Annotated in this window: 12 protein-coding genes; all 12 read right to left on the bottom strand. The window is 62.7% G+C overall.

From position 1 onward, the window contains the following. Positions 1-14: 14 nt before the first annotated feature. A complete protein-coding gene (locus tag AC4P1R_RS05465; protein ID WP_069457858.1) occupies positions 15-806 on the bottom strand; it encodes a class I SAM-dependent methyltransferase in 792 nt (263 codons plus the stop codon). Positions 807-886: 80 nt separating this feature from the next. Beyond that, positions 887-1,852 (bottom strand): lipoyl synthase, encoded by a 966-nt coding sequence (lipA, locus tag AC4P1R_RS05460; protein ID WP_069457859.1) that lies wholly within the window; start codon positions 1,850-1,852, stop codon positions 887-889. 130 nt (positions 1,853-1,982) lie between these two features. Continuing rightward, positions 1,983-2,234, bottom strand: a complete 252-nt coding sequence (locus tag AC4P1R_RS05455; protein WP_069457860.1) for a GlsB/YeaQ/YmgE family stress response membrane protein — start codon at positions 2,232-2,234, stop codon at positions 1,983-1,985. Between the two features lie 75 nt (positions 2,235-2,309). Further along, positions 2,310-3,755 (bottom strand): dihydrolipoyl dehydrogenase, encoded by a 1,446-nt coding sequence (lpdA, locus tag AC4P1R_RS05450; protein ID WP_492177478.1) that lies wholly within the window; start codon positions 3,753-3,755, stop codon positions 2,310-2,312. Between the two features lie 18 nt (positions 3,756-3,773). Continuing rightward, positions 3,774-4,355, bottom strand: a complete 582-nt coding sequence (locus AC4P1R_RS05445) for a GNAT family N-acetyltransferase (protein WP_069457862.1) — start codon at positions 4,353-4,355, stop codon at positions 3,774-3,776. 2 nt (positions 4,356-4,357) lie between these two features. Further along, the gene (locus AC4P1R_RS05440) at positions 4,358-4,999 is read right to left on the bottom strand and encodes an SGNH/GDSL hydrolase family protein (RefSeq protein WP_069457863.1); all 642 of its coding nucleotides are present in this window, start codon (positions 4,997-4,999) and stop codon (positions 4,358-4,360) included. Between the two features lie 56 nt (positions 5,000-5,055). Continuing rightward, positions 5,056-6,390, bottom strand: coding sequence for a pyruvate dehydrogenase complex dihydrolipoamide acetyltransferase (locus AC4P1R_RS05435; protein WP_069457864.1), 1,335 nt, complete (start codon positions 6,388-6,390; stop codon positions 5,056-5,058). 12 nt (positions 6,391-6,402) lie between these two features. Then, positions 6,403-7,779 (bottom strand): pyruvate dehydrogenase complex E1 component subunit beta, encoded by a 1,377-nt coding sequence (locus AC4P1R_RS05430; protein WP_069457865.1) that lies wholly within the window; start codon positions 7,777-7,779, stop codon positions 6,403-6,405. A gap of 17 nt (positions 7,780-7,796) precedes the next feature. Further along, entirely contained in the window at positions 7,797-8,843 is a 1,047-nt protein-coding gene (pdhA, locus tag AC4P1R_RS05425) for a pyruvate dehydrogenase (acetyl-transferring) E1 component subunit alpha (protein ID WP_069457866.1), read from the bottom strand. A 136-nt stretch (positions 8,844-8,979) separates the two neighbouring features. Further along, positions 8,980-9,300 carry an FtsB family cell division protein gene (locus AC4P1R_RS05420; RefSeq protein ID WP_069457867.1) on the bottom strand — a complete coding sequence of 107 codons (321 nt, stop codon included), beginning with the start codon at positions 9,298-9,300 and terminating at the stop codon, positions 8,980-8,982. Between the two features lie 157 nt (positions 9,301-9,457). Beyond that, positions 9,458-10,732 (bottom strand): phosphopyruvate hydratase, encoded by a 1,275-nt coding sequence (eno, locus tag AC4P1R_RS05415; RefSeq protein WP_069457868.1) that lies wholly within the window; start codon positions 10,730-10,732, stop codon positions 9,458-9,460. A gap of 173 nt (positions 10,733-10,905) precedes the next feature. Further along, the gene (gene kdsA / locus AC4P1R_RS05410; protein WP_069457869.1) at positions 10,906-11,745 is read right to left on the bottom strand and encodes a 3-deoxy-8-phosphooctulonate synthase; all 840 of its coding nucleotides are present in this window, start codon (positions 11,743-11,745) and stop codon (positions 10,906-10,908) included. Positions 11,746-11,747 lie beyond the last annotated feature (2 nt).

The following is an 11,747-nucleotide window of genomic DNA, read 5'->3' as shown; positions in this document are numbered from 1 at the left end:
CGGGACACCGTGCCTCAAGACGCGGGTTTTCTGAGGCGAAGGTGGAGAAATATAGGGACCACGCGCGTATCGGCGACGGTCGGGTACAGCCGGGCCGCCTCCTCGGAGGCCATCGGCTCGCGCAGTTCCTCCAGGACGAAACCCGACGCAGTGATCATTGCCACCCAGGTGCTGAGCGTCCGGTGAAAGCGGGGGACGCGAAAGGGCGTCGCGTTCTCCCGCTCGCTCGAAGGCATCGACGAAAACAGCCAGGTCTCGATTCGCCCATCGGTCTCGTCGAAATAGTCCGCAACTTCGACGGCGTGGCAGTCTCCGTTCTCGTCCCGGATGGTCTTGCGATGCGGCGGCACGAAACAGGGATGAAGGATCGAGAACTGAAAGAAGCCGCCTCGGCGCAGCACGCGAAAGACCTGCCGCAGGACGCCAGCCTGGTTGGGCATGTCCATCAGCGACATGAAAGCCGTCACGAAATCGAACGCCTCGTCCTCGAATGGCAGATCTGCACCATCGCCAATCTCGTAGCGAATTCCCCGCGGATCATCCTCCTCCTGTTCGCGCGCATGGCGGATGAAGGTCGGCGCGATGTCGATCGCCGTCATCAGTGCCCCGTGTTCGGCGAGACGGCGGGTGTTGGTCCCCTCTCCGCAACCGAGGTCAAGCCCGCGCAAGGCGGCGACAGGCGGAATCATGTCCAGGAATGCGGGTGTATTCAGCGCGTCGCGGTAAATATCGTAGCCGGCGCGCGAGAACTTCGTCCAGTTCTCGGCATTCCCCTCCCAGCAGGCACCAACCTCGGCAGATTGCATCGAAGCCCCCACACTCACGCTCGGAGGTTGCGATCTACTTATCTCAAGCGTATTTCTGCAAGCACCCGGTCGCCGCCCGGCTACTCCGCTGCCGCCTTCTTCTCCCGCGCCGCCCTCAGCCGCGCGAAATCGTCGCCGGCATGGTGCGACGAGCGGGTCAGCGGGCTCGATGCGACCATCAGGAAGCCCTTGGTATAGGCGACCGTCTCGTAGGACTTGAACTCCTCCGGGGTGACGAAGCATTCGACCTTGTGATGCTTGCGGGTCGGCTGCAGATATTGGCCGATCGTCAGGAAATCGACGTCGGCGGTGCGCAGATCGTCCATCAATTGCAGGACCTCGTTCCGCTCCTCGCCGAGCCCGACCATGATGCCGGACTTGGTGAACATCGACGGATCGAGCTCCTTCACCCGCTGTAGCAGGCGGATCGAATGAAAATAACGGGCGCCCGGCCGCACCGTCAGATAGTTGGAGGCAACGGTCTCGAGATTGTGGTTGAAGACGTCCGGCTTGGCGGCGACGACGCGCTCCAGGGCGCCGGGCTTTCTCAGGAAGTCGGGCGTCAGGATCTCGATCGTGGTTGCCGGTGAGGCTTCCCGGATCGCGAAGATCACCTTCTCGAAGTGCTCGGCGCCGCCATCATCAAGATCGTCGCGGTCGACCGAGGTGATGACCACATGGCTCAGGCCCATCTGCTTGACCGCCTTCGCGACATTGGCCGGCTCATCCAGGTCGAGCGCGTTCGGCTTGCCGGTCGAGACGTTGCAGAAGGCGCAAGCGCGGGTACAGATCTCCCCCATGATCATGAAGGTGGCGTGCTTCTTGTCCCAGCATTCGCCGATATTGGGGCAGCCGGCCTCTTCGCAGACCGTGACGAGATTGTTGCCCTTCACGATCGAGCGCGTCTCCAGGTAACCCTTGGAGGTTGGCGCCTTCACGCGAATCCAGTCGGGCTTGCGCAGGACCTCCGTGTCCGGCCTGTGCGCCTTCTCCGGATGGCGAACCCGCTCAGCCCGGTCCGAGACCGCATCGAAAACCGTTACCATCTGTCTTCCTTCATCGTATCGAGCAAGCGGCCGGGCCGTTCGCACCGTGTCGCTTTATATAACGAGCTGGACGCAAAAAGTCAGGCCGCCATTTGCATGGCAGCCTGACCGCAAGTGAATGGACTGAGTGCTAACCTCTGACGGCACGCCCCGCCGCAATCAGCAGGCAGGCGCCGATGAAGCCGATGATGAGATAGGCGACCCAGCCAGTATAGGCCATGCCAAAGGCGGCCAGGATGAAGTTCAGCACCAAGGCACCGATGATACCAAGGACGATATTCGCGATCAGCCCCATCTGGCTGTGCATGAATTGCTCGGCCAGCCAGCCGGCAAGTCCGCCGATGATGATTGCGGCCAGAAGGCCCACTCCGTTCAGGCTCATGACGACCTCCACGCATTGCCGATGTCTCGCAAGCAATGCGCGAAAAGGTCGAAAGTTCCGCTCGGCGGTTCCGCATCAGGCGTTCAATACGCGCCCATAGGCATCGAGAACGCTTTCCTTCATCATCTCCGAAAGCGTCGGATGCGGGAAGACCGTGTGCATCAGTTCCTCCTCCGTGGTCTCCAGATTCATGGCGACGACAAAGCCCTGGATGAGTTCGGTCACTTCGGCGCCGACCATGTGGGCGCCGAGGAGTTCACCCGTCTTCTTGTCGAAGATCGTCTTGACCATGCCCTGATCCTCGCCGAGCGCGATCGCCTTGCCGTTGGCGCCGAAGCCAAAGCGGCCGACGCGGATGTCACGGCCGAGCTCCTTCGCCTTGGCTTCCGTCAGGCCGACCGAGGCGACCTGCGGATCGCAATAGGTGCAGCCCGGGATCTTACCCTTGTCGAGCCCATGGACGCCCGGAATGCCCGCGATCTTTTCGACGCAGATCACCCCCTCGTGCTCGGCCTTGTGCGCCAGCATGGGAGGGCCGGCAACGTCGCCGATCGCGTAGACGCCGGCGACATTCGTTTTGCCGTAGCCGTCGGTGACGATGCAGCCGCGATCCGTCTTGATGCCGAGTGCTTCGAGCCCGAGGTTCTCGATGTTGCCGTGGACTCCGACGGCGGAGATAAGGCGATCCGCCTTGATGGGCATCACCTTGCCGTCCTTCGTTTCGACATGGGCGGTCACGTCATTGGCACCCTTCTCGACCTTCGTCACCTTGGCGTCGGTGAAGATCTTGAGCCCGCGCTTCTCGAGCTGCTTGCGGGCGAAGGCGGAGATTTCCGCGTCCTCGACCGGCATGATCTGCGGCAGCAGCTCGACGACGGTGACGTCCACGCCCATCGACCGGTAGAAGCTCGCGAACTCGATGCCGATCGCACCCGAGCCCATCACCACCATCGATTTCGGAAGTTCTTCCGGCTTCATCGCCTCGAAATAGGTCCAGATCAGCTTGCCGTCGGGCTCGATGCCCGGCAGCGCCCGCGGCCGGGCGCCAGTCGCGATGATGATGTGCTTGGCCGTATAGGTACCCTCGCCCTTGACGCCCTTCGGAATGGGATTCTGCGGCTGGACCGCCGGCTTTGACGGCGCGCCGACGACGATTTCGCCGGGCTTGGTCAGCTTCGCCTCGCCCCAGATCACGTCGATCTTGTTCTTCTTCATCAGGAAGGCGACGCCGCCGGTCAGCCGCGCGGAAACCGCGCGCGAGCGGGCGACCACGTCCTTGACGTTGGCGGTCATCTTGCCTTCGAGCGTCAGGCCGTAATTCTTCGCATGATTGGCATGGTCGAGAATTTCCGCCGAACGCAAAAGCGCCTTGGTGGGAATACAGCCCCAGTTCAGGCAGATGCCGCCCAGGTGCTCGCGCTCGACGATCGCCGTCTTCAAGCCCAGTTGCGCCGAGCGGATGGCGGTGACATAGCCGCCCGGGCCCGAACCGATAACGATGACGTCGTAATTCTCAGCCATGTGTTTCCTACCTTTGTTTCAAGCGACCTTGCGGGTGAACAGCACCCAGTCATGTTTCCGCATGTCTTCGAAAAGCGGCACGGCTTGAGCACGCGCCACCTCCTCGAAGCCATTCCTTCCGTAGAGCGCCTGCGCCTTCTCATTGTGGCTTTCGGTGATCAGGCTCACCGGCGCCGAACCGGCGCGACCGAATTCATGATCAAGCAGGGCGCGACCGATCCCCTTGCCGCGATGGGCCTTGTAGACGCCGAGGCTGTCGATGAACCAATGGCCGACCACCTGCTTCTGCAGGGCAATCAGCGGCACGAGCACCGGGTGTGTAGCCTCCACTTCGAGGATGGACTCGTCCAGCCCATAGGACACCGAAACGCCGACAATCTCCTCTGAGACCAGTGCCACGACCGCATCGCGCCAGGTGCCGAGACCGCTATCCTGCCGAAGCCTGTCGCGGCCATGCTCGAAGGCGGTTTCCGCCGATTTGCTCAGGACGCCGCCATACCACAGCCAGGAGGCAAAGCCGTGCGACGCGATGTCGATCAGGATCGCGAGCTCCGCCGCCTCGCTTTTCTCCGCCGCTCTCAGGTTCGCTGGGGCCGCCATCGTCAGAGCCCGAGCATCATCCGCACGACCGGCTCGAGGCCGCGCCCGAGAGCCCGGGTATTCTCGGCGTCGAGATGAACACCGTCGAGCGGCGTCGTCCGCGACACGGAACCCGCATCGAAGAAGCCGCAATCGAGCTCGTCGGCAAGGTCGCGATAAAGCGAGGCCAACATCGCCGATTCCTCGATGCCGCCGGCAAACATTGCGGCGAAGTCGCTGTCGGCCGTTTCGCAAAGCGGCGGCGGCGAGACGACAAGAATGCCCGGCCCCTCCTCCGTCTCCATCGGCCAATCGTGATGACGGACGAGTTTGACCAGACGCTCGATACCTTTGACGGCGCCGGAGGCGGTACCGTGGATCACCGGTTTCATATCGTTCGAGCCGAGCATGAAGATAACGAGATCGAGCGGCGCGTGACTGTGGAGAACGGTCGGGAGCACCCGGGCGCCGTTGCGGTCGCAATCCGCGAGATAGTCTTCATAGGCGGTGGTGCGCCCGTTCAGCCCTTCGGCGATGACATTGACATCGGAGCCGAGCGCCTGCTGCAGCACGCTCGGCCAGCGATCTTCGAGCGCGTGCCGTCCGGGCCCCGTAGCGTCATAACCCCAGGTCAGACTGTCACCATAGCAAAGGACTGTCTTCATCTGCCTACTCGCCTGTCAGTGGGGAGGGACCGGCTGAAACGCCGGTCCGGATCGTATTACACCAGCATGCCCATCGGGTTTTCGATGTAGCGCTTGAAGGCGGCGAGCAGTTCGGCGCCGAGCGCGCCATCGACGCAGCGATGGTCTGTGGAAAGCGTCACGGTCATCAGGTTGGCGATGACCATTTCCTTGTTCTTGACTACGACGCGCTCCTCGCCCGCACCAACCGCCAGAATCGTCGCATGCGGCGGATTAACGACCGCGGCGAAGTTCTTGACGCCCATCATGCCCATGTTGGAAACGGCCGTGGTACCGCCCTGGTACTCTTCCGGCTTCAGCTTGCGCTCCTTGGCGCGCTTGCCGAGATCCTTCATCTCATTGGAGATGGCGGACAAGCTCTTCAGTTCCGCCTGGCGGATGATCGGAGTGATCAGGCCGCCCGGAATGGAGACGGCGACGCCGACATCGGCATGCTTGTGCTTGACCATGTTCGCATCGGTCCAGGAGACGTTCGCGTCCGGAACGTCGCGCAGCGCCAGCGCCATGGCCTTGATCACCATGTCGTTGACCGAGAGCTTGTAGACCGGCTTGCCATCCTTCTCGGGGGCCGCGGCATTGAGCTGGGCCCGCAGCGCCAGAAGTGCGTCGAGCTCGCAATCGATCGACACATAGAAATGCGGGATCGTCTGCTTCGATTCCTGCAGGCGCTTGGCAATCGTCTTGCGCATGCCGTCATGCGGCACGAGCTCGTAGCTGCCCGGCTCGAAGAGCTTGAGGACCGCGTCCTCGGACATGCCTTTGGCAAACGCCGGGGCCGGTGCTGCGGCCGGAGCAGGCGCCGCGGCAGGCTTCGCAACTCCGCCGGCAGCGGCGGCCTCGACATCCTTCTTGACGACCCGGCCGTAGGGGCCGGAACCAGCGATTGCGGAAAGATCGATGCCTGCTTCCTTCGCCAAACGGCGGGCAAGCGGCGACGAGAAGACGCGCTTGCCGTCACCTGCAGCCTGAGCCGGGGCCGCGGCTTGCGGTGCCGGTGCCGCAGCGGGAGCGGGAGCCGCGGCCGGTGCTGCCGGGGCCATTTCCGCCTTGGCTGCGGATGCCGGGGCGGCGGCGCCGTTGCCGCCCTTGGCGGCGGTGGCGACGTCCTCTCCCTCTTCCGCCAGCACGGCGATCAGTGCATTGACCTTGACGCCTTCGGTGCCGGCCGGCACGACGATCTTGGCGATCGTGCCCTCATCGACGGCTTCGACTTCCATCGTCGCCTTGTCTGTCTCGATCTCGGCGATCACGTCGCCGGACTTGACCGCGTCGCCTTCCTTGACCAGCCACTTGGCAAGATTGCCCTCTTCCATCGTCGGAGAAAGGGCCGGCATGGTGATGTTGATTGGCATCGAACGACCCCCTTATTTGTAGCAGACGGCTTTTACCGCATCGACGACTTCGGCGACATTCGGCAGAGCGAGCTTCTCGAGATTGGCTGCATAGGGCATCGGCACGTCCTTGCCGGCGATCGTCAGCACGGGCGCATCGAGATAGTCAAAGGCTTGCTGCATGACGCGGCTGGCGATTTCCGTGCCGACGGACGATTGCGGATAGCCCTCTTCGACCGTGACCAGGCGGCCGGTCTTCTTGACCGACTCGATGACGGTCGGAAGATCCATCGGACGGATGGTGCGAAGGTCGATAAGCTCGACATCGATGCCCTGCGCCTCGAGTTCCGCCGCGGCCTTCACCGCATAGGTCATGCCGATGCCGAACGAGACGATCGTCGCGTCCTTACCGACGCGGTGGATGCGGGCCTTGCCGATCGGCAGCACGAAATTGTCGAGCTTCGGCACCTCGAAGGTCTGGCCGTAGAGAATTTCGTTTTCTAGGAAGATCACCGGATTCGGATCGCGGATTGCAGCCTTCAGGAGGCCCTTCGCGTCCGCCGCCGTGTAGGGCATGACGACCTTCAGGCCCGGAATCTGGCTGTACCAGGCGGCATAGCACTGGGAGTGCTGCGCCGCGACGCGGGCGGCCGCGCCGTTGGGGCCACGGAAGACGATCGGTGCGCCCATCTGGCCACCGGACATGTAGAGCGTCTTGGCGGCGGAGTTGATGATCTGGTCGATCGCCTGCATGGCGAAGTTGAAGGTCATGAATTCGACGATCGGGCGGAGCCCGGCCATCGCCGCGCCGACGCCGACGCCGGCAAAGCCATGCTCGGTGATCGGCGTATCGACCACGCGACGCGGACCGAACTCCTGCAGCAGGCCCTGCGTGACCTTGTAGGCACCCTGGTATTCGGCGACTTCCTCACCCATGACGAACACATCGTCATCGGCGCGCATTTCTTCCGCCATCGCGTCGCGCAGCGCCTCGCGCACGGTCATGGTCACCATTTCCGTTCCGGCCGGAATTGCCGGATCGGCGGGAATTTCCGCCTTCGGTTGAGCCGCTACCGGGGCCGCAGATGCGGGCGCTTCAGCGGCGGTCGGCTTCGGTGCCTCCGTCTTCGGCGCCTCGGCCTTGAGATTGATGTCACCGGCAGCTTCGCCGTCCTGCAGCAGCACGGCGATCGGCGTGTTGACCTTGACGCCTTCGGTGCCGGCCGCAATCAGCAGCTTACCGATCGTGCCCTCGTCGACCGCTTCCACTTCCATCGTCGCCTTGTCGGTCTCGATTTCGGCGATCACGTCGCCGGAGGTCACCTTGTCGCCCTCGTTCTTCAGCCATTTGGAAAGCGTGCCTTCCTCCATGGTCGGGGAAAGCGCAGGCATGAGAATTTCTACTGGCATGTTTTTCCCTCCCCGGATCAAAGCAGGATATCGGTGTAGAGCTCGGATACATCCGGCTCCGGATCAGACTGAGCAAAATCGGCACTATCCGCGACGATATCGCGAACCTCCTTGTCGATCTGCTTCAGTTCGTCCTCGCTGGCCCAGCCCTTCTCGACAATGCGGGCCTTCACCTGCTCGATCGGATCATGCTCCGAACGCATCTTCTGCACTTCGTCCTTCGAGCGATACTTCGCCGGGTCGGACATGGAGTGGCCGCGGTAGCGATAGGTCAGCATTTCGAGGATGAGCGGACCCTTGCCGGAGCGGCAATAGTCGACGGCCTCGTCGGCCGCCGCCTTGACGGCCCGCACGTCCATGCCGTCGACCTGGTAGCCGGGAATGCCGAAGGAGGCGCCGCGCTGGGAGAAGTCGGTCTGGGCCGACGCGCGCGACACGGAGGTGCCCATCGCATAGCGGTTGTTCTCGACGATGTAGATCGCCGGCAGCTTCCAGAGCGCGGCCATGTTGAAGCTCTCATAGACCTGGCCCTGGTTGGCGGCACCGTCGCCGAAATAGGCGAGGCTCACATTATCGTTGCCGCGATACCTGTTGGCGAAAGCGAGGCCGGTACCGAGCGACACCTGGGCACCGACGATACCGTGGCCGCCGTAGAAGTGCTTCTCCTTGGAGAACATGTGCATCGAGCCACCCTTCCCCTTGGAAAGGCCGCCGCGGCGTCCGGTCAGCTCCGCCATGACGCCGCGGGGGCTCATGCCGCAGGCGAGCATGTGGCCGTGGTCACGATAGCCGGTGATGACTTGGTCACCCTCTTTCAGCGCCAGCTGCATGCCAACGACGACCGCCTCCTGGCCGATGTAGAGGTGACAGAAACCACCGATGAAACCCATGCCGTAGAGCTGGCCGGCCTTCTCCTCGAAACGCCGGATCAGCAGCATTTCGCGATAGGCCTTGAGGTCGTCTTCCTTGGAGAATTCGGCGATAGTGCCGCCGGCGAAGTCCTTCTTGGACGGCTTGGCGGCGGTCTTGCGGCTGGAAACGGACGCGGATTTTCGCGGAGCCATTCGTTCCTCCCAATGGTTAGCCTTCGCCGGCTACCATAGGGAAAGAAGAGCGCCGCAGCAATGCCATAATTGCATGGCTATTATTACGCACAACCCGTTGTTTTTTCGCGGAAAATTTGAATTAACCAATTTCCGGTTAATTTGCACGATGATGAAAAATAACGATCTCATCGCTACGCGACATGTTGAGCGCGAGCCGAGCCTTCTCATCCAACATGTCCCTTTCCAGCGAGCCGTCGCTCATCAGCTCGACCTCCCGCTCCAGGGTTCTTCGAGTCTGGGTGAGCGCATCCAGCCGCGCTTTCCGCTCGGCGATCTGGCGATCGAACTCCTCCGTCGCCCTCAGCCCGAAACCGCCATGGATGGAATGATAGCCGAAGTAAGACAGAAAGGCGACCGCCAACAGCGGCACGACCAGCCGTCCGAGCCTGCGCTTCTTGTGATGCCGTGTCCACATCGCCTGTATCCCGCTAACGCAATACGAAAGCAGAGACTATCGTCGATTGATTAACCGACCGTTGACCATGAATGACCTGAAAAGCGAAACCCGCCGGCCGTGTGGCAGGCGGGATGCATTACGTCGACGATGGATTACGAGGTGTGCGGCTCGCTACTCAACCGCGCAGGATCGAACGGCCGGCATACTTCGCCTGCAGGCCGAGCTGCTCCTCGATGCGGATCAGCTGGTTGTACTTGGCAAGCCGGTCGGAACGGGCCAGAGAGCCGGTCTTGATCTGACCGCAATTGGTGGCGACCGCGAGGTCGGCGATGGTCGAATCCTCCGTCTCGCCGGAACGATGCGACATGACGGCGGTGTAGCGCGCCTTGTGCGCAGTCTCGACGGCATCGAGTGTTTCCGAAAGCGAGCCGATCTGGTTGACCTTGACCAGGATCGAGTTGGCGACACCCATCTTGATGCCATCGCGCAGGCGCGCGGAATTGGTGACAAACAGGTCATCGCCGACGAGCTGGCACGTGTTGCCGATGAGATCGGTCAGCGACTTCCAGCCATCCCAATCGTCCTCGGCCATGCCGTCTTCGATCGAGATGATCGGGTACTTGGCGGCGAGTTCGGCCAGGTACTCCGCCATGGCGCCCGGCTCGAGCGTGCGGCCCTCGCCTTCGAGCACGTATTTGCCGTCCTTGAAGAATTCCGTCGAGGCGCAGTCGAGCGCGACATACATGTCCTCGCCCGGCTTGTAGCCCGCCTTCTCGATCGATTTCATGATGAAGTCGAGAGCCGCGGGCGCCGAAGCGAGACCCGGGGCGAAGCCGCCCTCGTCGCCGACATTCGTGTTGTGGCCGTCAGCGGCGAGCTGCTTCTTCAGCGTGTGGAAGACCTCCGACCCCATGCGGACGGCATCGCGAAGCGTCTCGGCGCCGACGGGCATGATCATGAATTCCTGGAAGTCGATCGGGTTGTCGGCATGGGCGCCGCCATTGATGATGTTCATCATCGGCACCGGGAGGAGATGGGCATTCGGGCCGCCGACGTAACGGTAGAGCGGCAGGCCGCTCGCTTCGGCCGCGGCCTTGGCCACGGCGAGCGAAACGCCGAGAATGGCGTTGGCACCGAGGCGCGATTTGTTCGGCGTGCCGTCGAGCTCGATCATGGTCCTGTCGATCTGGATCTGGTTCTCCGCATCGAGGCCACCGATCGCTTCGAAGATTTCGCCGTTGACGGCATCGACGGCGCGCTCGACACCCTTGCCGAGATAGCGGGTGCCGCCGTCTCGCAGTTCGACCGCTTCATGGGCACCGGTTGATGCACCGGACGGAACGGCCGCCCGGCCGAAGCTGCCGTCCTCGAGATGGACATCGACCTCCACGGTCGGGTTGCCGCGGCTGTCGAGAATTTCTCGGCCAATGATGTCGATGATTGCAGTCATGATCTTTCCTCGGGTTAGGGCGGCGGTTTATCGGGGTCAGTCTTAATTCATGACCTCGAATTTTCAATGACGCCAGAGTGGGATGGGAGAAAGTGCACTCCGCCCCAATCCGGTCTGATTATTGGTGTCGCGCGACTAGGTGCACCATCGCGCTCCACGAAATTCAACGTCGCTCAGGCCTTAGCGATCGCATCGAAGGCGAGCAGCGTTTCGAGAAGCCGCGGCATGTTCTCGAGTGGCACCATGTTCGGCCCGTCGGACGGCGCATTGTCGGGATCCTCGTGTGTCTCGATGAAGAGACCGGCGATGCCGACGGCGACGGCCGCGCGCGCCAGCGTCTCGACGAATTCGCGCTGGCCGCCGGTCGAACCGCCCTGGCCGCCCGGCTGCTGCACGGAGTGGGTCGCATCGAAGACGACGGGCGCCCCGAGCCCCGCCATGATCGGCAGCGCGCGCATGTCCGAGACGAGCGTGTTGTAGCCGAAGGAGGCGCCGCGCTCGCAGAGAAGCACGTTCGGATTGCCACTAGCCGTGAACTTGGCGAGCACGTTCTTCATATCCCAGGGGGCGAGGAACTGGCCCTTCTTGACGTTGATGGCGCGCCCGGTCCTTGCCGCAGCGACGAGCAGGTCGGTCTGGCGGCACAGGAAGGCCGGAATCTGCAGGATATCGACCGTCTCGGCGACCATCGCGCATTGCTCTTCAGTGTGGATGTCCGTCAGGACCGGGAAGCCGAATTCCTGCTTGAGATCGGCAAAGACCTCCATCGCCTTGTCGAGGCCGATGCCACGCTTGCCCGAGAGCGACGTGCGGTTCGCCTTGTCGAAGGAGGACTTGTAGACGAGACCGACGTTCAGCGCCTTGCAGATCTCGACAAGCTTGCCGGCGATCATGAAGGCATGCTCGCGACTTTCCATCTGGCAGGGGCCGGCGATCAGCGTCAACCGCTCCCTCTGCGAGAACACCACCTGACCGGCACCCTCGCCGACGACGACCCTATAATTGCTTTCCATCC

Source organism: Sinorhizobium sp. Y406 (genome assembly GCF_058732025.1).
Note: the sequence above shows the minus strand (reverse complement) of the source record. Positions and strands in the feature narration are given on the sequence as shown.